Origin of the sequence: Vibrio ostreae (assembly GCF_019226825.1) — a bacterium.
GTDB lineage: Bacteria > Pseudomonadota > Gammaproteobacteria > Enterobacterales > Vibrionaceae > Vibrio > Vibrio ostreae.
Genome location: NZ_CP076643.1, coordinates 91,795 through 112,659 on the forward strand (window position 1 = coordinate 91,795; position 20,865 = coordinate 112,659).

Sequence of the window (20,865 nt, forward strand, 5' to 3'; positions counted from 1 at the left end):
ATGTTTACTGGAATTGTCGAAGCGGTCGGTACGCTGACTGCGATTACGCCAAAAGGCGAGGACATCAGCATCTCTGTCGATGCCGGCGCTCTGGATATGAGTGATGTCAAACTCGGGGACAGTATTGCTACCAATGGTGTCTGTCTGACCGTGGTGGCCTTTGATGACCACAGCTACAGCGCTGATTTGTCGCTCGAGACCCTGAAAAAGTCGGGTTTTGCTCACTACAAAGTGGGTGACAAAGTAAACTTAGAAAAAGCCATGTTACCGACGACCCGTTTTGGTGGGCATATCGTGTCGGGTCACGTCGATGGCGTGGGTGACATCGTTGAACGTAATGCGGTCGGTCGGGCGATCGAATTCTGGGTCGCGATTCCAGCTGAGCTGAGCAAGTACATCGCCGAGAAAGGTTCGGTAACGGTTGATGGCATTAGCTTAACCGTCAATGACTTGCGTAAAAATGCGTTTAAACTGACCATAGTGCCGCACACTTCACAAGAGACGACGATCGACCAGTTCCAGGTCGGACGTAAAGTGAACCTGGAAGTGGATGTGCTGGCCCGTTATCTCGAGCGACTGCTGCAGGGCGGTCGTGAAGCTGAGCAGCCAGAGTCACGCATTACAATGCAATTCTTACAACAAAATGGTTTCGCGTAACACGTAACGTGCGCGCACCGGATAATAGGACGAGAATCATGCCAATTAGTACGCCGCAAGAAATTATCGAAGATATTCGCCTCGGTAAGATGGTCATCCTGATGGATGATGAAGACCGGGAAAATGAAGGTGATTTGATCATGGCTGCCGAGCATATTACGCCGGAAGCGATCAACTTTATGGCGACCCACGGCCGCGGTCTGATTTGTCTGACCATGACCAAAGAGCGTTGTCACAATCTTGGCCTGCCACCTATGGTGCAGGATAACAACGCTCAGTATACCACCAACTTTACCGTGTCTATTGAAGCGGCCCGTGGCGTGACCACTGGTATCTCTGCCGCTGATCGTGCCCGTACTGTGCAGGCGGCGGTAGCGAAAGGCGCAGTGGCGTCTGATCTGGTCCAGCCTGGTCATATTTTCCCGCTGGCCGCACAGGACGGCGGCGTGCTGATCCGTGCCGGCCATACTGAAGCCGGTTGTGACCTGGCGCGTCTGGCGGGCCTGGAGCCGGCGTCTGTGATTGTTGAGATCCTCAATGATGACGGCACTATGGCGCGTCGCCCGGATCTGGAACTGTTTGCTGACAAGCACGACATTAAACTGGGCACCATCGCTGACCTGATCGAATACCGCAATAACACCGAAACCACGATTGAGCGTGTTTCTGAGTGTAAGCTGCCGACCGAGTTTGGTGAGTTCGACCTGGTGACCTACCGCGATATCATCGACAACCAACTGCATTATGCGCTGAAGAAAGGCGATCTGGTGACAGAAGTACCGCTGGTTCGGGTTCATCTGCAAGATACGTTTACCGATCTGCTGCGCAGTGATCGCAATGCCGAGCGCAGCTGGACACTGGACAAAGCGATGAAACGCATCGGTCAGGATGGCGGCGTGCTGGTTATTCTGGGTAATGAAGAGTCGACTGAACTGCTGCTGCATCGTCTGAAAATGTTTGAACAGCAGGACAAAGGTGAAGCGCCAACACTGGCGAAGAAACAGGGCACCTCGCGTCGTGTCGGTGTTGGCTCGCAGATCCTGGCCGACTTGGGTGTGAGTGATATGCGTCTGCTGTCGTCGCCGAACAAAAAATACCACGCTTTAGGTGGCTTTGGCCTCAACGTGGTTGAGTACATCTGCGAGTAAGCAAACGTCGCTCAGGCCCGCTGACGGGGCTGAGCAATAAACCCGATACCTGTCGCCAAGGTGGGCGGCAAGTGTTTAAGCCTCAATAATAAATTCAAATTCAATCAAGTTCTCAGGGAGAGGGCTGGGTCGGTGCGGGCTGAGGGTGTCAATTTCCATTAGATATCGCTCACAAAATTGTGCTAGAATCCGGCGATTCTCACTTGATGAACATAGTTAAAGGAAAGCTTATGAAAGTGATCGAAGGTGGTTTCCCAGCACCAAATGCAAAAGTTGCGATTGTGATTTCTCGTTTCAACAGTTTTATTAACGAAAGTCTGCTGTCTGGTGCCATCGACACTTTGAAGCGTCACGGCCAAGTGAGCGACGACAACATCACTGTAGTTCGTTGCCCGGGTGCGGTAGAGCTACCACTGGTTGCCCAACGTGTGGCGAAAACCGGTAAATTTGATGCGATCGTATCGCTGGGTTCAGTAATTCGTGGTGGTACACCACACTTTGACTATGTTTGTAGTGAAATGAATAAAGGTCTGGCACAAGTGTCGATGGAATTCAGTATTCCTGTCGCATTCGGTGTTCTGACCGTTGATACAATCGATCAAGCTATTGAACGCGCAGGAACCAAGGCTGGTAATAAAGGTGCAGAAGCTGCACTAAGCGCACTTGAGATGATTAACGTTCTTTCTGAAATTGATTCCTAATGGGGGCCAGTGTGAAACCAGCCGCACGTCGTAATGCACGCCAGTTTGCGCTACAAGCTATTTATTCGTGGCAGATTACTAAAGATAATGTTGCGACTATCGAAGAGCAATTTTTATCCAGTGGTAAGTATGATGAAGAAGAGCATCATGCTGCAGAACCTGCACTTTCAGCGCCAGAAACTGATGTGGCATACTTCCGTGACCTGCTCGCAGGGGTTGTCCTGAACCACACTGAATTAGACAGCAAACTGCGTCCGTTTGTGTCTCGTCCTATGCAGGATCTGGATATGATGGAACTGGCGTTGCTGCGTCTGGCGATGTACGAAATGACTCGCCGCGATGATGTTCCTTACAAAGTGGTCATCAATGAAGCGATTGAACTGGCTAAAGTTTTCGCTGCAGAAGACAGCCATAAATTTGTCAATGGTGTGCTGGATAAAGCCGCACCCCATGTACGCAAAAAATCGTAATTCGCTTTACACTGAAAAGGTCAGCAATCGCTGACCTTTTTTATATCGTTAATTTCGTGTTTTCTATATAGTAAATTTCGTCTATCTAGATAGTTCGTTTAGTCTTTCTATATAGTTCGTTTGGTCTTTCTATATAGTTCGCTTAGTCTTCTTATATCGTCAATTCAGTCTTGCCGACAAGACTTGGTACTCCTGATGTTTGGTGAATTTAACCTAATCGATAAGTATTTTTCTGCCCGTCAGGCACAGCGCAAAGATGTCCATCTGACTCTCGGTGACGACTGTGCTATCGTCAAAGCGCCTGACAACGTGCGCATTGCCATCAGCACCGATACCCTGGTCGCGGGCACCCATTTTTTGCCTGAAGCCAACCCAGCCTGGGTAGCCCATAAGGCTCTGGCTTCCAACCTGAGCGATTTAGCTGCGATGGGGGCGACACCGGCCTGGGTTTCCATGGCTTTGACTTTGCCGCACATCGACGAAGCCTGGCTCGAACCGTTTTGTCATGCTTTCTTTGAGCTGGCCAACTATTACAATATTCAGCTGATTGGCGGTGACACGACCAAAGGCCCGCTGAGCATTACCCTGACCGTACAGGGTTTTGTGCCGCAAGATAAAGTCTTGCTGCGAAATCAGGCTAAAGTGGGTGACTGGGTGTATGTGACCGGTGAACTGGGTGACAGCAAAGCGGGGCTGGATGTGATTCTTGCCCCCGAAAAACGCCAGGAGCCCTTCGCTGCAGAGCTGGAACAACGTCATTACCTTTCAACGCCGCGCATTCTGGCCGGGCAGGCGCTACTCAACCTTGCTTCCGCCGCAATCGATATCTCGGACGGTCTAATTTCAGACCTGGGGCATATTCTGCATCAGTCACAAGTCGGTGTGAGTCTGGATGTCAACTGTCTGCCGATGTCGAAAGAGCTGCGTCAGTTTGCGCCTTCGATTCAGGTTGCGCAGCAATATGCCCTGACCAGCGGAGAAGAGTACGAATTATGCTTTACCGTTCCGGCGCAGAACAAGGGCACTCTCGATAGTGCGCTGGCACACTGCGGCACCAAAGTGACCTGTATTGGTCAGATTCGCCCGCAAGGCGTGTTCGAACTACTTAACAACGGCCAGAAGCTGGATTGGGCGCTGAGCGGCTATGATCATTTCAAGGAAGTAAAATGACCAACCCAAAATCTCGTTTACGTATGAACAATCCGTGGCATCTGTTGGCGACCGGTTTCGGTAGCGGTCTGTCGCCTGTGGTGCCGGGTACGATGGGCACTCTGGCATCGGTGCCGTTTTATCTGCTGCTGGCACAACTGCCGCTGACACTGTATATACTGGTGATTGTTGCCGCCGCTGTGATAGGGATTAAAATCTGTCAGGTCACGTCTGATGACATGCAGGTGCATGATCACGGCTCCATTGTGTGGGATGAATTTGCCGGGTTCTGGATCACCATGCTGGTGGTGCCGCTCATGCAGTTACCGGTACTGGACTGGCGCTGGCTGGTCACTGGCTTTGTGCTGTTTCGCTTCTTTGACATGGTCAAACCCTGGCCGATTGGCTGGCTCGATAAGCGGGTTCACGGCGGATTCGGCATCATGCTCGATGATCTGGTGGCCGGCGTGATGGCGGCGATTGCTCTGGTGCTGGTTGGGCATTGGGCCGGGTGGCTGGTTTAAACCAAAAAAGGTTCCCAAGGGAACCTTTTTTGTCTCTGAGGACGGCGCTTCGCGCTCAACTGACTACAGTTTTTCCAGGTCGGCTTCAATTTCAGCAATTTTGCTGGCCACCACCTTTTCCAGGTGGCGCAAATCGTTGAGGATTTTCTGTTTGGTATCCGTTGCGCTGAGACTGACATGGCGGGTCACTTTGTTGAGCTCTTCAATCACCAGAGTCAGGTTCCGGTTGATTTCCGTGACCTCTTTGTACTGATGGCTGCCACTGTCGACCAGGACATTTTTCACCTGGCGTGGATATTTAAACTTAACGCTTTTGGCAAACAGTTCGCCTTTCTGCTTCTTGAAATAGATTTTTAAGACATCTTTGTGCGCTTCCTGGCGCAGCGAATAACGTTCGATTTGCGCCGGTTCGGCAATACCGAGACCCGTGAGGTGTGGAAACATAAGCGACCTCTTTATTATCAGTACGATAGTGAACAGTGAGACAGTTATTAATAATGTAGCAGCCTGCCACTGGCAGAGACAGCTTACTTTGTCACCACACCTCTAACTTGTGGACAAGATCGCGCTTGCCCCGAGTTTGCCCTAATTCGGCGCAAGTTCGCAGACGTTACTCACCAGATGTTCGCGTAACGTCTGCTCTTCTTCTTCACTCAGTTTACCGCCGTGGGCACCGGTCAGGATAAACAAGTCTTCTGCCCGTTCGCCGATAGTGGTAATTTTTGCCGCGTGCAAATCAAGATTCAGTTCGGAGAAGGTTGCCCCGACAGTGGCCAGTAATCCCGGAGTATCCAGCGCAACAAACTCCATCAGAGTCCGTTTTTTACTCTTGGTGGGTAAAAAGTAGACCTGAGTTTTGACTTTAAAATGTTGTAACTGGCGCGGAATACGACGTGGGCGAATTTTCGGCCGCTGGCCTTCCTGCAATACCTGTAACAGTTGCTCGGTTAAAGGCTTGCGGTTGGCTTCTTCAATCGCATTGCCGTTCTGATCCAGGACCATAAAGGTATCGAGTACATAGCCGTCTTTGCTGGTCATAATCTGAGCGTCATGGACACTGAGATTACGCCGGTCCAGTTCAGCGACCACAGTGGCAAACAGTGCTGGCTGATCTTTGGTGTAGACAAAGATTTCGCTGCCGCCGCGCGGCGCTTTTTTGCTGATCATTACCATAGGTTTGGTGTGGTCTTCGAGCCGCAGCAGATGAGTGCCGTGCCAGGCAATCTGTTTATGAGTATGACGCAGGAAGTAGTCGGCTTTAAAACGTTGCCACAACAGCTCGATTTCGCGCGCGCTGAAGCCCTCTTTGCGCAGCAGGGCAGAGGCCATCTGCTGGTTATGGCGGATACGATCACGCACATCGACCGGGTTTTCCAGCCCGCGGCGCAGGGCGCGCTGGGTTGAGTAGTAGAGTTCGGCCAGCAGAGTGCGTTTCCAGCTGTTCCATAATTCCGGGTTGGTGGCACAGATATCCGCCACCGTCAGGCACAGCAGGTATTCCAGATACTCTTCATCGCGAACTTTCTTGGCAAACTCAATGATCACATCCGGATCATAAATATCCCGGCGCTGGGCGGTGACTGACATCAGCAGGTGATTTTGTACCAGCCAGGAAACCAGTTTGGCTTCCGGTTTGGACAAACCGTGCTCAATACAGAAATCGTAAGCCTCCACTGCGCCGATTTCTGAGTGATCGCCGCCGCGGCCTTTACCGATGTCATGGAAAATAGCGGCCAGGATGAGTAACTCTTTTTCTGAATTTTAGGGTAAACTTCGCAGCAAATCGGGTGTTTATCGTGATTCTTCATATCAGAGAACACATGAATGTGCTTGAGCAGGCGGATACTGTGTTCATCAACGGTATAGACGTGGAACAGATCGAACTGCATCTGGCCGACAATTTGACTCCATTGCGGCAGATAAGCCGCCAGCACCCCCCAGTTTGTGCATCAGACTGAAGGCTTTATGCAGTGCATTCGGATGGCGGGTCAGTTCCATGAATTTTTCCCGCGCTGCCGGAATGGTGTGCAGGAACTTATTCAGACGCCGGCGCGCCGTGCGCAGTTGACGCATGGTCGGTGGTGACACACCTTCTATGCTGGAGTCATTGGCGATATGCAGGAACATATCGAGAATGGTTTCCGGGCGGGCCTGAAACAGCGCCGGTTTACGCGCTTCAATAAGATTACCGCGGCGCTGGAAGTCGTCGTCGATGATTTCCGGCTCGCACTCTTCACCATTATTGAGGATCGCCTGATCAAACAGCTTAAGTAGCATTTTGTTGAGTTCCGCTACCCGGCGCAGGGTACGGTAGAACTCTTTCATCATCATTTCGATCGGGCGGTTATGCTCACCGGTGAAACCCAGGCGTTCAGCGACCTGAGCCTGATGGGCGAACGTCAGCCGGTTATCGTAGCGTTTCAGCTCCAGATGGAGGGCAAAACGTACCCGCCACAAAAAGTCCTGACACTCGACCAGTTCACGAAACTCCGCATCGGTCAGAAAGCCAAACGTGCTCATTTCATACAGCGTCTTGGCGCCGAAGTGGCGGCGTGCTACCCAGCCCAGGGTGTGGATGTCGCGCAGGCCGCCCGGAGTCGATTTAATGTCCGGTTCGAGATTGTAGGTGGTGTCATGGTAGCGTGCGTGACGCTCACGCTGTTCCTGAATCTTGGCGCGGTAAAAGGTTTCACTGGGCCAGAAGCTTTCTGAATGGATAACCAGTTTCAGGCGGTGGAAGGTCTCTTCACTGCCGCTTAGCAAACGTGCTTCCTGCAGATTAGTGGCGACGGTGAGATCTTCGCGACCGATGTCGCCGCATTCAGAGACGGTACGTACCGCATGGCCGACTTCAAGACGTAAATCCCATAAGAAGGTGATGAACTCGCTGATTTTGGCTGCGATGTCGTCGGGGAGCTTGTGGCTGGAAACCACCAGAATATCGATATCTGACAGCGGATGAAGCTCGCCGCGGCCATAACCGCCCACGGCCACCAGGCTCATCTCTGCTATTTGCTCAAAACCGAAGTGGCGCCATAAACGGTTGAGCAGCAGATCCATGTATTCGGCGCGGCCGATAACCAGATCGGCGACCGGATGATGGCTGAGGAATTCGTCTTTCTGATACTGGGCAAACTGTTCGAGCTGCTGTTTCAGTTCACTGATGGTCAGTTGCTCTTCGCTCAGGCTCACAGGAGATAAATAAGGCATAAGTGCGTCCATGCAAATGTTTCAATATATACTGAGATTGAATTTATCAGATAACCGTCAGCGGCCTCAAGATATTACGTCAGTGCTGGCAAGGCGTGGGGCCGGAAGCCGGGGATAAAAAAATCCCTGCCGAAGCAGGGATTGGAAGCCGGTTATGCGTTGTGGAACACGCGTGGGATGCTCTCTTCCTCACGCAGGGTCAGGATTTCGCAACCGTCTGCGGTGACCAGGATGGTGTGCTCCCACTGAGCCGAGTTTTTGCCATCGGCAGTGTAAACGGTCCAGTTATCCTCATCATCCAGGCGGCAACCGAATTTACCAGCGTTAATCATCGGCTCGATAGTGAAAATCATACCTTCACGCAGTACCGTGCGGTCGCTGTTGCGGTAGTGCACCACTTGTGGCTCTTCATGGAAGCCGGCACCGATGCCGTGGCCACAGTAATCACGCACGATCGAGAATTTCAGGCGCGGGTTGTTCTTGTTGTTGGTCTTGATGTGTTTTTCAATTGCGGTACCGATTTCACCCAGTTGTGTGCCCGGTTTAACTTTTTTCAGTGCCAGGTACAGACATTCCTGAGCAACCAGACACAGGCGCTTATCCGCCGGAGCAACGTCACCGACCTGGAACATCTTCGAGGTATCACCGTGATAGCCATCTTTAATCACTGTGATGTCGATGTTCATGATATCGCCATCTTTCAGCACAGCCGGACGGGTGATCTGGCCGTAAGCACTGTCTTGCTCTGCCGGGATGCCGTGGCAGACGATGTGGTTGATTGACGTACAGATAGATTTAGGGAAACCGTGATAATTGAGAGGAGCCGGAATTGCGCCCTGAACTTCAGTGATGTACTTGTGACAGATCTGATCCAGTTCTTCGGTCGTTACGCCCGCCTTAACATGAGGTTCAATCATTTCCAGAACCTCAGCCGCCAGACGGCCGGCTACGCGCATTTTTTCAATTTCTTCAGCAGTTTTAATAATTACAGACATCGGCTTTCTCTACTAACGCTTATGCACACACATTGTGCTAATCGGGCTATTGTAACAGTGGAAGAGGGAAGCGCAACAATACCGTCAAGTAAGAATGAGAATCAGAGGTGATTGAGTGGTCACTAATGAGTCTGCTGCGCGTACCAAAAAGAGAGCGATAACGGCCATGGCAAGCGAGACCTGGCAGCGAGAACGACCGATTTTTTACTAGCCACCTGAGCGCAAAATGTGGTATAAAGCGCGCCGGAAACTCGGTCTGATTTCTTCATTTGGCGAAACAGATACGATTCCACTAACATTTAACTTTAAATCACACACATTCCGACACATGATCCGGGGTGCCTCCAGCGTTAGTTTGAGAGGTCGGAAACATGGGGAATGTGGAGGCCTAACCCCATAGAGGATTATATAATGGCAACTGTATCAATGCGCGATATGCTGAAAGCTGGTGTTCACTTCGGTCACCAGACTCGTTACTGGAACCCAAAAATGAAGCCATTCATCTTTGGCGCTCGTAACAAGGTTCATATCATCAACCTGGAAAAAACTGTACCTATGTTCAACGAAGCTCTGTCTGAGCTGGTTAAAGTTGGCGAGAAAAAAGGTAAAGTTCTTTTCGTAGGTACTAAGCGCGCTGCATCTGAAGCGGTTAAAGAAGCTGCTATTGCTAGCAACCAGTACTACGTTAACAACCGCTGGTTGGGCGGTATGCTGACTAACTGGAAAACTGTTCGCCAGTCAATCAAGCGTCTGAAAGAGCTGGAAGTACAATCTACTGACGGTACTTTCGACAAGCTGACCAAGAAAGAAGCTCTAATGCGTACTCGTGAAATGGAGAAGCTAGAGAAGTCTCTTGGTGGTATCAAAGACATGGGCGGTCTACCAGACGCTCTGTTCGTAATCGACGCTGATCACGAGCACATCGCAGTTAAAGAAGCAAACAACCTGGGTATCCCAGTATTTGCAGTAGTTGATACTAACTCTAGCCCAGACGGCATCGACTACATCATCCCAGGTAACGACGACGCAATCCGCGCTGTTCAACTGTACCTGAACGCTGCTGCTGCATCTCTGACTGAAGGCCGCAACAAAGACGTTGCAGCTGTTGCTGACAAAGACGACTTCGTAGAAGCTGAATAATAGCTGCTCATAGTAATACTTAGTTCTATGTGCCACAAAGCTGAAGCATAAGCTAAGTTATTATAGTTAGCATTGGGGGCCGAAAACGTAGGCCCCCAATTTTTACCACATCCAGAATCAACTGAGGAATAGAGAATGGCTGTTACTGCTGCTCTAGTTAAAGAACTGCGCGAACGTACTGGCGCAGGCATGATGGAATGTAAGAAAGCGCTTGTTGAAACTAACGGTGACATCGAGCTAGCGATCGAGAACATGCGTAAGTCAGGCGCTGCTAAAGCTGCTAAAAAAGCAGGCAACGTTGCTGCTGAAGGCGCGATCATCATCAAAGAAGGTGAAGGCGTTGCTGTTCTTCTTGAAGTTAACTGCCAAACTGACTTCGTAGCAAAAGATGCAAACTTCGCAGCATTCGCTGAGAAAGTAGCTGCAGAAGCGGTAGCTTCTCAAGCATCTGTTGAAGAGCTACAAGCTAAATTCGAAGACGAGCGTGTTGCACTGGTTGCTAAAATCGGTGAAAACATCAACATCCGTCGCGTACAATACGTACAGGGTGCTGCTCTGGCTTCTTACCGTCACGGTGAGAAAATCGGTGTTGTTGTTGCCGGTGAAGGCGACGCAGAAACACTGAAGCACGTTGCAATGCACGTTGCTGCTTCACGTCCAGAATACGTGAACCCAGAAGATGTACCAGCTGACGTTGTTGCTAAAGAACGTGAAGTTCAGGTTGGCATCGCAATGAACGAAGGCAAGCCTAAAGAAATCGCTGAGAAGATGGTTGAAGGCCGTATGCGTAAGTTCACTGGCGAAGTTTCTCTGACTGGCCAGCCTTTCGTAATGGAACCTAAGAAATCTGTAGGTGAAGTTCTGAAAGAAAAAGGCGCTGCTGTTACTTCTTTCGTTCGTCTGGAAGTAGGCGAAGGTATCGAGAAGAAAGAAGAGCTGAGCTTTGCTGAAGAAGTAGCACTGGCTCAAAAAGGTTAAGCCTTTTCGAGACTGCTCAGATAAAGACCGTAGCCCAGGCTGCGGTCTTTTCACGACTAGGCATATAATTCGTTTAGCCGTGATGATTGGAATTCTTATCTAAGTTTCCAATCATGACTGTTAAACAACTCTTTGAACTCTCTTTGGAAGGTAAAGTCCATGACAACGAACCCTAAACCAGCATATCAACGTATTCTGTTAAAACTTAGCGGTGAAGCGCTTCAAGGCGAAGAAGGTTTTGGTATCGATCCGACCGTTCTTGATCGCATGGCGCAGGAGGTCAAGGAACTGGTAGAACTTGGTGTTCAGGTTGGCGTTGTTATCGGTGGTGGTAACCTGTTCCGTGGTGCGGGTCTGGCTGCAGCGGGTATGAACCGCGTTGTAGGTGACCACATGGGCATGTTGGCAACAGTAATGAATGGTCTGGCAATGCGTGACGCACTGCACCGTGCTTATGTAAACGCACGCGTGATGTCAGCCATTCCTCTGAACGGTGTGTGTGATGACTACAACTGGGCCGATGCGATCAGCCAACTGCGTCAGGGCCGCGTTGTGATCTTCTCTGCAGGTACCGGTAACCCGTTTTTTACTACCGATTCGGCTGCGTGTCTGCGCGGTATTGAAATTGAAGCGGACATAGTTCTCAAAGCAACAAAAGTCGACGGCGTTTACAGTGCAGACCCGGTAGCCAACCCAGACGCACAGCTGTATGATAAGCTCGCATACAACGATGTACTTGACAAAGAATTGAAAGTCATGGATTTGGCGGCATTTACCCTGGCTCGTGACCATAAGATGCCAATCCGTGTCTTCAACATGAACAAACCTGGCGCTCTGCGCCGCGTAGTGATGGGTGAGACGGAAGGCACTTTGATTACCTCCGCTGAATAATCACTGGCAAGTTGAAATAAGAATTAAGGTGAAATTGTGATTAATGAGATCAAACAAGACGCTCAAGAGCGTATGGACAAAAGTGTAGAAGCACTAAAGAACAACCTGAGTAAGGTTCGTACTGGCCGTGCGCACCCAAGCCTGCTATCTGGCATCTCAGTTGAGTACTACGGTGCGCCAACGCCTCTTAACCAAATTGCTAACGTCGTAGCAGAAGATGCTCGTACTCTGGCCATCACCGTATTCGACAAAGAGCTGACGCCAAAAGTCGAAAAAGCGATCCTGATGTCTGACCTGGGGCTGAACCCAATGTCAGCGGGTACGGTAATCCGTGTACCACTGCCACCACTGACGGAAGAGCGTCGTCGTGACCTGGTTAAAATCGTACGTGGTGAAGCTGAAGGCGGTCGTGTTGCTGTTCGTAACATCCGTCGTGACGCGAACGCGGATCTGAAAGGCCTGCTGAAAGAGAAAGAAATCTCTGAAGATGAAGATCGTAAAGCGCAGGACGAAATTCAGAAACTGACTGATGCTGCTGTTAAACGCATTGATGAAGTGCTGGCAGCAAAAGAAAAAGAATTGATGGAAGTATAATTTCCGATTAATTTCAGTGATAAAAGCGCTGTGCTCGCAGCACAGCGTTTTTTTATGCTACTCTTCATCATCTTTTTTGTCGTCAATACGTTCCTATGCAAAATTCGCAACTCTCTTCAGATGTTTTACCTCAGCACATTGCAATCATTATGGATGGCAACGGGCGCTGGGCGAAAGCGCAAGGTAAACCTCGAGTCTTCGGCCATAAAAGTGGCGTCTCAGCTGTTCGAAAAACCATCTCTACTGCAGCGAAACTAGGCATCAAAGCGGTTACCCTCTTTGCATTCAGCAGCGAGAACTGGCGTCGTCCTGAAGAAGAGGTCGGTGTGCTAATGGAGCTGTTCATCACAGTTCTGTCGACCGAAGTCAAAAAACTGCACAAGAATAACCTGCGTCTCCGTATCATCGGCGACACCCGTCGTTTTAGTGAGCGACTGCAGAAAAAAATTGCCCAGGCGGAAGCCCTGACCGCCAATAACACCGGTTTGGTCGTTAACATTGCCGCGAACTATGGCGGTAAGTGGGACATTACTCAGGCCACACGTGAAATCGCCCGTAAAGTCGCATGCGGTGAAGTGGATCCATCTCAGATTGATGAAGCCATGATTACCCAGCATCTGACCATGGCCGATATTCCGGAAGTGGACCTGTTGATCCGCACCAGTGGCGAATGCCGCATCAGCAACTTTATGTTGTGGCAACTGGCGTATGCAGAAATGTATTTCACGCCGCAATACTGGCCTGAATTTGGTGAAGAGAGTTTAATTGAAGCAGTGACCTGGTTTGTGAACCGCGAGCGCCGATTCGGCTGCACCGGTGAGCAGGTTAAGGCACTGATGGAATCATAGAATAGGATTTCTGAGTTTGAAGCAAAGAATTATAACCGCGCTCATTCTTGCCCCTCTGGTGATTGCCGGCATTGTCTATTTGCCGCTGGCTTGGTTTGTGGCCGCTCTGGCCGTTGTTACCTTATTGGGCTTTTGGGAGTGGACTCAGTTTGTAGAGCACTCTTCACGTTACGCTGCGCTGTTACCGGCGGTTATCGTTGGTGGAGCAAGCTTTTTTATTATTTCTCCGGCAGCCGCTGAGCTGCGTGAGCCATCATCACTGCATTACGCTGTGATGTTGATTGGCTCGTTCTGGTGGTTGTACGCCAGTTTTCTCGCCGTCACGTATCCTCAATCCCGCAACAGGTGGGAGGGATGTAACGTCTCGCGCCATGCATTTGGCCTTCTTACATTGCTGCCGTTTTTCTGGAGTGTGGTGTTCCTGCGCGCCGAGCAGATCGACAGTGATTTTTTCCACGGTGCCAAGCTGGTGCTGTTTGTATGTTTGATCGTGTGGTCGGCCGATAGCGGCGCCTATTTTTCCGGTAAAAGTTTCGGTAAGCATAAAATGGCTCCGGCGGTGAGTCCGAATAAAACTATCGAAGGTCTGGTGGGCGGCGTGATCGCAGCCATGCTGGTTGGTTGGGTCTTTGCCGATCTGTTCGCTATCGAATTCAGTTCTTTACCTGTTATGCTGCTGACGATTCTGCTCACTGTGGTTATCTCGGTGCTGGGTGATTTGGTCGAGAGCATGTTTAAACGTGTCTCTGGCATTAAAGACAGCAGCAATATCATTCCCGGACACGGTGGTATTCTGGATCGCATCGATAGCCTGACGGCGGCTTTCCCTGTATTCGCTCTTCTATACTTCTTGTTCTAATGTTTGAGCAGGTATTTCGCCTGCTCATCTTTAATCACAACGGTTTTTGCTATGCGTAAATTAACGATTCTTGGGGCAACGGGTTCAATCGGAGCCAGTACGCTCAAGGTAGTCGCAGAGAATCCTGAACAATTTACTGTGGTCGCACTGGCGGCAGGTGGCAATGTTGACAAAATGCGTGAGCTTTGCCAGCGTTGGCAGCCTAAATATGCGGTGATGGCCACGGCGCAAGCCGCGCAGATACTGCAGGCGCAGTTGCGTGAACTTAAGCTTAATATCGAGGTGCTGTACGGCACTGACGCTATGTGTCAGGTTGCTGCCTGCGATGAAGTTGACACCGTGATGGCGGCAATTGTCGGTGCGGCGGGTCTGCTGCCGACGATGGCTGCGGTTAAAGCCGGTAAACGCGTTTTGCTCGCCAATAAAGAAGCCCTGGTGATGTCTGGTCAGCTGTTTATCGACGCGGTAGAAGAGTTTGGCGCCGAGTTGATGCCGGTTGACAGCGAGCACAATGCGATTTTTCAGTGCCTGCCAGTGGAGATTCAGACCCGGCTCGGACGTTGTGATCTTGCCCAGAGCGGCGTTTCTCACATTCTGCTGACCGGTTCCGGTGGTCCTTTCCGTTATAGTGATATCAATACGTTATCTGGTGTGACCCCGCAGCAGGCGATTGCGCATCCGAATTGGTCGATGGGGCCGAAAATTTCGGTTGATTCAGCCACCATGATGAACAAAGGGCTGGAATTTATCGAAGCCAAATGGCTGTTTAACGCGGCGCCGCAGCAGCTCAAAGTGCTGATTCATCCCCAATCGGTGATTCACTCCATGGTGCAGTACCGTGATGGCTCCGTGATTGCCCAGCTTGGTGAGCAGGACATGGCGACGCCGATTGCCCATACTATGGCGTATCCTGAACGGGTCGGAGCTGGCGTAGCTGCGCTTGATTTTACCCGTTTAAGTGAACTGACCTTTATGGATGTCGATTATCAGCGCTATCCGTGTCTGAAACTGGCGATCGATGCCTGTTACGAAGGTCAGCATGCGACCACGTCGCTGAATGCGGCTAATGAAGTGGCGGTCGAGGCGTTCTTAAACGGCAAAATCCGCTTTACGGATATCGCAACTATTAATCAGCAGGTGTTGTCTAAAATTTGCGGCATGAATAATCCGTTACATTCCTATACCTTGGAAAGCCTGCTTGAGCTGGATACAATGGCCCGAAGTCTGGCATCTCAGGAATTAAAAGAGCGATTGTTATGAGTGGCATATTGTGGAATCTGGTGTCTTTTATTGTTGCCTTGGGCATTTTGGTGGCCGTGCATGAATACGGCCATTTTTGGGTAGCAAGAAAATGTGGTGTCCGGGTCGAAAAATTCTCGATCGGCTTTGGTAAGTCGATCTGGAAACGGATCGGTAAAGACGGCACTGAGTACAGTATTGCCATGATTCCGCTTGGCGGTTACGTCAAGATGCTTGACGGGCGTGTCGATGATGTGGCGCCAGAACAGCAGCAGTTTGCGTTTGATAAAAAGCCGCTCTGGCAGCGCAGTGCGATTGTCAGTGCCGGTCCGGTATTTAACTTTATCTTTGCTGTGTTTGCCTACTGGCTGGTGTTTATGATCGGCATTCCGGCGGTTAAGCCGGTGGTTGGCACTGTGACCCCGTATTCAATTGCTGCCGATGCAGGTCTGCAGTCCGGTATGGAAATTAAATCAGTCTCCGGGGTGGAAACGCCGGACTGGGAATCGGTCAACATGGGACTGATTTCCCACATTGGTGACCAGCGCATGACGATGACGGTTTCTTCACCAGACGGTGTCGGGGTCGACGAAATCAAAACTTTTGACCTGAGCGGTTGGAACTTTGATCCTGAAACAGAGTCTGCTATGGGAGCGCTTGGATTTAATCCATTTACCCCTGCTATTTCGCCGGAGTTGACCAGTGTGTCTGCAGGTGGAGCCGGAGAGCGCGCCGGATTACAGGTAGGGGATGTGCTGACCCGCATTGACGGTCAGCCGATTACAGACTGGCAACAGGTGGTTGAGGCGATTCAGGCACACCCTGAGCAACCCTTGACGCTTGACCTTGAGCGTGATCAGCAGAGCCTGTCGGTTGAGCTGAATCCACAGGCGCGAGAGCTGTCTCAAGGAAAAGTGATTGGTTTTGCGGGTATTGCCCCCAAAATCGCAGATTGGCCGGAAAATTATCGATTTGAACTGCAATTTGGTGTATTTGAATCGATCGGAAAAGCGGTTGATAAAACCGGACAGATTATTGATCTGACGATCAGCATGTTGAAGAAACTGCTGGTAGGGGATGTCGGCCTGAATAACCTGAGTGGCCCGATTTCGATCGCGAAAGGGGCAGGGACGACCGCGGATTACGGTCTGGTCTACTTCCTTGGTTTTCTGGCGTTGATCAGCGTTAACTTAGGGATCATTAACCTGGTTCCTTTGCCGATGCTTGATGGCGGCCACCTGCTGTTTTTTGCCATTGAGGCTGTCATTCGTCGTCCGGTACCGGAAAGAGTACAGGAAATGGGGTACCGCATCGGTGGTATGATCATTTTCTCTCTGATGGCCGTGGCAATATTTAACGATTTTACTCGCCTGTGATTGATACGCATTAGGCAAAGGTTGTAGTAAGGACTAACTAAAACAAATATGGCAATGAAAAAAATCCTGTTCGCGACACTGCTCGCAACAAGCGTGTCAGCGCACAGTGCCGAAAACTTTGTTGTGCAGGACATTCAAATTGAGGGTTTGCAACGCGTAGCGCTGGGTGCCGCATTATTGAAAATGCCGGTACGGGTTGGCGATACCGTGGATTCTCAGGACGTGGCCGAGATCATTAAAGCCCTTTACGCCTCCGGTAACTTTGAAAATGTCAAAGTGCTGCGTGACGGCGATACTTTGATGGTGCAGGTCAAAGAGCGCCCGACAATTGCTAGTGTCTCTTTCTCTGGCAACAAGGCAATTAAAGAAGAGCAGTTGCAACAGAACCTGGACGCTTCCGGCATCCGCGTCGGTGAGGCACTGGATCGGACCAAGCTGAGCAACATCGAAAAAGGTCTGGAAGATTTCTATTACAGTGTAGGTAAATACAACGCCACGGTTAAAGCGGTTGTGACACCGCTACCGCGTAACCGTGCCGACCTTAAATTTGTCTTCACCGAAGGTGTCTCGGCTAAAATTCAGCAGATTAACTTTATCGGTAATGATGTCTTCTCAGATGAAGAGCTGCGCTCACGTTTTAATCTCAATGTGGATGTCGCGTGGTGGAATTTCCTGTCTGATGACAAGTATCAGAAGCAGGTTCTGGCCGGTGATATTGAAGCCCTGCGCTCTTTCTATCTCGATCGTGGTTACCTGAAGTTCCAGGTTGACTCAACCAACGTCTCTATCTCACCCGATAAAAAGGGTGTTTATATCACCATGAACCTCAACGAGGGCAAGCCTTATACGGTGAAGGATGTCAAATTCCGTGGTGAGCTGATCGGCAAAGAAGATGACTTCAAAGCCATGATTCCGTTTGAGCTGGGTGAAACCTATCAGGGTTCAGCGGTAACGGAGCTGGAAGAGTCAATCAAACGTGAACTGGGTGAAGCAGGTTATGCTTATCCTCAGGTGCGTACTATCCCTGAATTTGACGATGAAACGCAGCAGGTATCGCTGGTGATTAACGTTGAAACGGGCAAACGTATGTATGTACGTGACATTCGTTTTGTCGGTAACAATGCGACCAAAGATGAAGTGCTGCGTCGTGAGATGCGTCAGATGGAAGGCTCTTGGCTGAACTCGAAAGCGATTGATACCGGCAAAGCCCGTCTCAACCGTCTTGGTTTCTTCGAAACCGTCGATGTACAGACGGTACGTGTACCGGGGACTGATGACCAGGTTGACCTGGTGTATAACGTCAAAGAAGCTAACTCAGGCAGCGTCAACTTTGGGGTCGGTTACGGGACCGAATCGGGCGTGAGCTTTACCGTGGGCCTGACTCAGGATAACTTCCTTGGTACCGGTAACCGGGTTGGTATTAACGCGACCACCAACGATTATCAGCGTAACATCACACTGGAATATCGTGATCCGTACTGGAACATCGACGGGGTCAGCCTGGGTGGCAAAGTGTTCTTCAACAAGTTTGAAGCATCAGAAGCCGGTATTGTTGACTATACCAACGAAAGTTATGGCACCAGTCTGACCTGGGGTTTCCCGTTTGACGAACTGAACCGTTTTGAGTTTGGTGTCGGTTACACCCACAACAAGATCGGTAACCTGACGCCTTACCTGCAGGTCGAGCAGTTCCTGCGTGCTCAGGAAAGTAATATGGACTCAGACGGCAGTCTGATTACCGATGACTTTGATATCAACGTGGCCTGGACCCGCAATAACCTCAACAAAGGTTACTTCCCGACTGCGGGTAACTATCAGCGTGCGTCGGCTAAAATGACCGTACCTGGCTCGGATGCCAAGTACTTTAAACTGCAATATGATGTGCGTCAGTACATTCCGCTGACCAAAAAGCATGAGTTTACGCTGTTACTGCGTGGCCGCTTGGGTTACGGTAACGGCTATGGTCAGACCGACGGCAAAGATAACCTCTATCCGTTCTATGAAAACTTTTACGCGGGTGGCTTTACCTCTCTGCGTGGATTTGGCTCGAACTCTGCTGGTCCAAAAGCGGTATATCGTGATTACTCTGGCTCGAACAACGGTGCGGATACTGCGACCGATGATTCAGTGGGTGGTAACGCGGTTGCCCTCGGCAGCGTGGAGCTGATCGTTCCGACGCCTTTTGCATCGGACGAAGCACGTAACCAGATTCGTACCAGTATTTTCTACGATATGGCCAGCGTGTGGGATACCGAATTTGACTACCGTGATGCTGGTGCCGCTTACGGGGCCAACTATTACTACGATTACTCGGACCCAACCAACTACCGCTCATCTTACGGTGTGGCGTTGCAATGGATGTCGCCGATGGGACCACTGGTGTTCTCACTGGCGAAACCTATTGAGAAATACGAAGGTGACGATGAAGAATTCTTCACTTTCACAATCGGACGAACCTTCTAATAGAGGAAGCTATTTTGAAAAACATCATCAAAGCGGCAGGTGTTAGCCTTATTGTACTCAGCTCTTCATTTATTGCGCAGGCGGCTGAAGCTGCGCAAAAAGTGGGTTTCATTAACACTGCACAAGTCTTCCAGGCTCTGCCACAGCGTGATGTGGTTCTGCAAAAAATGCAGGAAGAGTTCAAGGATAAAGCGGCCGAACTGCAAAGCATTCAGGCTGAAGCTAAGACCAAAATCGAGAAACTGAAACGCGATTCAGAACTGATGAGCGAAGCAGATGTAGAGAAACTGCGTATTGAGATTGGTCAGCTGGACAGCAAGTACAAGATCAAAGCACAGGCACTGGATCAAGCATCTAAGCGTCGTGAAGCAGAAGAGAAACAAAAACTGTTCAAAGTGATTCAGGATGCAGTACAAAAAGTAGCAGAAAAAGACGGCTACGATATGATCATTGACGTAAGCGCAATGCAATACGGCAAACCTGAGTACAATATTTCCGAACAAGTTATCAAAGCAATCAAATAATTAGAACATTATGACTACACTAACTTTAGCCGAATTGGCAACGATTACTGGGGGGGAGGTTCACGGTGACAGCAGTGCTGTAGTATCTGCCGTTGCGCCGATGAATCGCGCACAGCAGGGAGATGTAACCTTCCTGTCAAATCCGAAATACAGTAAACACCTGGCAGAGTGTCAAGCCACCGTCATCATGGTCAAAGCGGAGCAGCAGGCGCTATGCCCATCAAATGTTCTGGTGGTTGCAGACCCTTACGTGGCGTTTGCTAAGGTGGCACAGGCTCTGGATACCACTCCGGCTCCGGCTAAAGGTGGCATTGCACCGAGTGCAGTGGTGGCCGAGGACGCTAAGTTAGGAAATAATGTTTCAATTGGCGCCAATGCGGTGATTGAGTCTGGCGCTGAGCTGGGTGACAACGTCGTGATTGGCCCAGGTTGCTTTATTGGCCAAAATGCTAAGCTGGGTAACAATACTAAGCTGTGGGCTAACGTCAGCATTTATCATGATGTTGTTATCGGTACGGACTGCCTGGTGCAGTCCGGCACTGTGATTGGCTCGGATGGTTTCGGCTATGCCAATGAGCGTGGCGAGTGGATTAAAATTCCTCAGTTGGGTTCAGTGCGTATCGGTCACCGGGTTGAGATCGGGGCGTGTACCACCATTGACCGTGGTGCGCTCGATGACACCGTGATCGAAGACAACGTTATTCTCGATAACCAGCTGCAAATCGCCCACAACGTGCACATCGGATATGGTACAGCCATGGCCGGTGGTACCATTGTGGCCGGTAGTACGACGATCGGTAAATACTGTATCATTGGCGGCGCGTCGGTAATTAACGGCCATATCACAATTGCAGATGGCGTGACTATTACCGGAATGGGCATGGTGATGCGCAGTATTGATGAGAAGGGCATGTACTCTTCAGGCATCCCGCTGCAACCCAATAAAGAGTGGCGTAAGACAGCAACACGCGTTCATCGTATTGATGAGATGAATAAGCGCTTAAAAGCGGTAGAGAAGCTGCTTGAGCAAAAAGCGGAATCATAATTCCGGTTTTTTGTTAAAAAAGGCTCGCAATATGCGAGTCTTTTTCGTCTATAA

The 20,865-nt window shown here is 50.3% G+C and carries 21 protein-coding genes; 17 read left to right on the top strand and 4 right to left on the bottom strand.

What is annotated here, in order from left to right; genetic code table 11:
* The 6 genes from KNV97_RS06565 (at position 1) to pgpA (ending at position 4,649) form a co-directional block, all read left to right on the top strand.
* Entirely contained in the window at positions 1 to 657 is a 657-nt protein-coding gene (locus KNV97_RS06565; protein ID WP_136482223.1) for a riboflavin synthase, read from the top strand.
* 38 nt (positions 658 to 695) lie between these two features.
* Positions 696 to 1,805, top strand: coding sequence for a bifunctional 3,4-dihydroxy-2-butanone-4-phosphate synthase/GTP cyclohydrolase II (gene ribBA / locus KNV97_RS06570; protein WP_136482226.1), 1,110 nt, complete (start codon positions 696 to 698; stop codon positions 1,803 to 1,805).
* Between the two features lie 230 nt (positions 1,806 to 2,035).
* Positions 2,036 to 2,506, top strand: a complete 471-nt coding sequence (ribH, locus tag KNV97_RS06575; protein ID WP_078925467.1) for a 6,7-dimethyl-8-ribityllumazine synthase — start codon at positions 2,036 to 2,038, stop codon at positions 2,504 to 2,506.
* Positions 2,506 to 2,976, top strand: coding sequence for a transcription antitermination factor NusB (gene nusB / locus KNV97_RS06580; protein WP_136482228.1), 471 nt, complete (start codon positions 2,506 to 2,508; stop codon positions 2,974 to 2,976). The genes ribH and nusB overlap by 1 nt, the downstream gene beginning before the upstream one ends.
* 195 nt (positions 2,977 to 3,171) lie before the next feature.
* Positions 3,172 to 4,146 carry a thiamine-phosphate kinase gene (gene thiL, locus KNV97_RS06585; protein ID WP_218562761.1) on the top strand — a complete coding sequence of 325 codons (975 nt, stop codon included), beginning with the start codon at positions 3,172 to 3,174 and terminating at the stop codon, positions 4,144 to 4,146.
* Entirely contained in the window at positions 4,143 to 4,649 is a 507-nt protein-coding gene (gene pgpA / locus KNV97_RS06590; protein WP_136482232.1) for a phosphatidylglycerophosphatase A, read from the top strand. Before thiL ends, pgpA begins: the two co-directional genes overlap by 4 nt.
* A 63-nt stretch (positions 4,650 to 4,712) precedes the next feature.
* Here the strand turns inward: pgpA and KNV97_RS06595 are convergent, their stop codons facing one another.
* The 4 genes from KNV97_RS06595 to map all read right to left on the bottom strand — a co-directional run bounded on the left by KNV97_RS06595 (position 4,713) and on the right by map (position 8,854).
* A complete protein-coding gene (locus KNV97_RS06595) occupies positions 4,713 to 5,093 on the bottom strand; it encodes a DUF3461 family protein (RefSeq protein ID WP_218562762.1) in 381 nt (126 codons plus the stop codon).
* Between the two features lie 141 nt (positions 5,094 to 5,234).
* Complete coding sequence (locus KNV97_RS22240) at positions 5,235 to 6,389, bottom strand: HD domain-containing protein (protein WP_407701904.1); 1,155 nt, start codon at positions 6,387 to 6,389, stop codon at positions 5,235 to 5,237.
* Positions 6,390 to 6,503: 114 nt separating this feature from the next.
* Positions 6,504 to 7,859, bottom strand: a complete 1,356-nt coding sequence (locus KNV97_RS22245) for a [protein-PII] uridylyltransferase family protein (RefSeq protein ID WP_407701897.1) — start codon at positions 7,857 to 7,859, stop codon at positions 6,504 to 6,506.
* Between the two features lie 152 nt (positions 7,860 to 8,011).
* Entirely contained in the window at positions 8,012 to 8,854 is an 843-nt protein-coding gene (gene map / locus KNV97_RS06605; protein ID WP_136482239.1) for a type I methionyl aminopeptidase, read from the bottom strand.
* Positions 8,855 to 9,265: 411 nt separating this feature from the next.
* On the opposite strand from map, the gene rpsB reads away from it, so the two are divergent.
* From rpsB to lpxD, 11 genes are all read left to right on the top strand, one after another.
* Positions 9,266 to 9,994, top strand: coding sequence for a 30S ribosomal protein S2 (gene rpsB, locus KNV97_RS06610; RefSeq protein WP_136482241.1), 729 nt, complete (start codon positions 9,266 to 9,268; stop codon positions 9,992 to 9,994).
* Positions 9,995 to 10,129: 135 nt separating this feature from the next.
* Positions 10,130 to 10,972 carry a translation elongation factor Ts gene (gene tsf, locus KNV97_RS06615; protein WP_218562763.1) on the top strand — a complete coding sequence of 281 codons (843 nt, stop codon included), beginning with the start codon at positions 10,130 to 10,132 and terminating at the stop codon, positions 10,970 to 10,972.
* Between the two features lie 159 nt (positions 10,973 to 11,131).
* Positions 11,132 to 11,863 carry a UMP kinase gene (gene pyrH, locus KNV97_RS06620; protein WP_136482246.1) on the top strand — a complete coding sequence of 244 codons (732 nt, stop codon included), beginning with the start codon at positions 11,132 to 11,134 and terminating at the stop codon, positions 11,861 to 11,863.
* 36 nt (positions 11,864 to 11,899) lie between these two features.
* Positions 11,900 to 12,457, top strand: a complete 558-nt coding sequence (gene frr / locus KNV97_RS06625) for a ribosome recycling factor (protein WP_136482248.1) — start codon at positions 11,900 to 11,902, stop codon at positions 12,455 to 12,457.
* A 95-nt stretch (positions 12,458 to 12,552) separates the two neighbouring features.
* Positions 12,553 to 13,305 carry a polyprenyl diphosphate synthase gene (gene uppS, locus KNV97_RS06630; protein WP_136482250.1) on the top strand — a complete coding sequence of 251 codons (753 nt, stop codon included), beginning with the start codon at positions 12,553 to 12,555 and terminating at the stop codon, positions 13,303 to 13,305.
* 16 nt (positions 13,306 to 13,321) lie between these two features.
* Positions 13,322 to 14,164, top strand: coding sequence for a phosphatidate cytidylyltransferase (locus KNV97_RS06635; RefSeq protein WP_136482252.1), 843 nt, complete (start codon positions 13,322 to 13,324; stop codon positions 14,162 to 14,164).
* 51 nt (positions 14,165 to 14,215) lie between these two features.
* Positions 14,216 to 15,424, top strand: a complete 1,209-nt coding sequence (gene ispC, locus KNV97_RS06640) for a 1-deoxy-D-xylulose-5-phosphate reductoisomerase (protein ID WP_136482254.1) — start codon at positions 14,216 to 14,218, stop codon at positions 15,422 to 15,424.
* On the top strand, positions 15,421 to 16,779 hold the full coding sequence (gene rseP / locus KNV97_RS06645; protein ID WP_218562764.1) for a sigma E protease regulator RseP: 1,359 nt from the start codon (positions 15,421 to 15,423) through the stop codon (positions 16,777 to 16,779). Before ispC ends, rseP begins: the two co-directional genes overlap by 4 nt.
* A gap of 48 nt (positions 16,780 to 16,827) precedes the next feature.
* Positions 16,828 to 19,242 (top strand): outer membrane protein assembly factor BamA, encoded by a 2,415-nt coding sequence (bamA, locus tag KNV97_RS06650; RefSeq protein WP_136482258.1) that lies wholly within the window; start codon positions 16,828 to 16,830, stop codon positions 19,240 to 19,242.
* 14 nt (positions 19,243 to 19,256) lie between these two features.
* On the top strand, positions 19,257 to 19,766 hold the full coding sequence (locus tag KNV97_RS06655) for an OmpH family outer membrane protein (protein ID WP_136482260.1): 510 nt from the start codon (positions 19,257 to 19,259) through the stop codon (positions 19,764 to 19,766).
* A 10-nt stretch (positions 19,767 to 19,776) separates the two neighbouring features.
* Complete coding sequence (gene lpxD / locus KNV97_RS06660; protein ID WP_218562765.1) at positions 19,777 to 20,811, top strand: UDP-3-O-(3-hydroxymyristoyl)glucosamine N-acyltransferase; 1,035 nt, start codon at positions 19,777 to 19,779, stop codon at positions 20,809 to 20,811.
* The last annotated feature ends 54 nt before the right edge of the window (positions 20,812 to 20,865 follow it).

What these genes read in the sequence shown, in the direction of transcription:
- KNV97_RS06595 (WP_218562762.1), bottom strand. Translation starts at nt 5,093, where the DNA reads ATGTTTCCACACCTCACGGGTCTCGGTATTGCCGAACCGGCGCAAATC.
- rseP (WP_218562764.1), top strand. Translation starts at nt 15,421, where the DNA reads ATGAGTGGCATATTGTGGAATCTGGTGTCTTTTATTGTTGCCTTGGGC.
- ribH (WP_078925467.1), top strand. Translation starts at nt 2,036, where the DNA reads ATGAAAGTGATCGAAGGTGGTTTCCCAGCACCAAATGCAAAAGTTGCG.
- lpxD (WP_218562765.1), top strand. Translation starts at nt 19,777, where the DNA reads ATGACTACACTAACTTTAGCCGAATTGGCAACGATTACTGGGGGGGAG.
- ribBA (WP_136482226.1), top strand. Translation starts at nt 696, where the DNA reads ATGCCAATTAGTACGCCGCAAGAAATTATCGAAGATATTCGCCTCGGT.
- KNV97_RS06565 (WP_136482223.1), top strand. Translation starts at nt 1, where the DNA reads ATGTTTACTGGAATTGTCGAAGCGGTCGGTACGCTGACTGCGATTACG.
- pgpA (WP_136482232.1), top strand. Translation starts at nt 4,143, where the DNA reads ATGACCAACCCAAAATCTCGTTTACGTATGAACAATCCGTGGCATCTG.
- ispC (WP_136482254.1), top strand. Translation starts at nt 14,216, where the DNA reads ATGCGTAAATTAACGATTCTTGGGGCAACGGGTTCAATCGGAGCCAGT.
- uppS (WP_136482250.1), top strand. Translation starts at nt 12,553, where the DNA reads ATGCAAAATTCGCAACTCTCTTCAGATGTTTTACCTCAGCACATTGCA.
- bamA (WP_136482258.1), top strand. Translation starts at nt 16,828, where the DNA reads ATGGCAATGAAAAAAATCCTGTTCGCGACACTGCTCGCAACAAGCGTG.
- thiL (WP_218562761.1), top strand. Translation starts at nt 3,172, where the DNA reads ATGTTTGGTGAATTTAACCTAATCGATAAGTATTTTTCTGCCCGTCAG.
- map (WP_136482239.1), bottom strand. Translation starts at nt 8,854, where the DNA reads ATGTCTGTAATTATTAAAACTGCTGAAGAAATTGAAAAAATGCGCGTA.
- nusB (WP_136482228.1), top strand. Translation starts at nt 2,506, where the DNA reads ATGGGGGCCAGTGTGAAACCAGCCGCACGTCGTAATGCACGCCAGTTT.
- pyrH (WP_136482246.1), top strand. Translation starts at nt 11,132, where the DNA reads ATGACAACGAACCCTAAACCAGCATATCAACGTATTCTGTTAAAACTT.
- KNV97_RS22245 (WP_407701897.1), bottom strand. Translation starts at nt 7,859, where the DNA reads ATGCCTTATTTATCTCCTGTGAGCCTGAGCGAAGAGCAACTGACCATC.
- tsf (WP_218562763.1), top strand. Translation starts at nt 10,130, where the DNA reads ATGGCTGTTACTGCTGCTCTAGTTAAAGAACTGCGCGAACGTACTGGC.
- rpsB (WP_136482241.1), top strand. Translation starts at nt 9,266, where the DNA reads ATGGCAACTGTATCAATGCGCGATATGCTGAAAGCTGGTGTTCACTTC.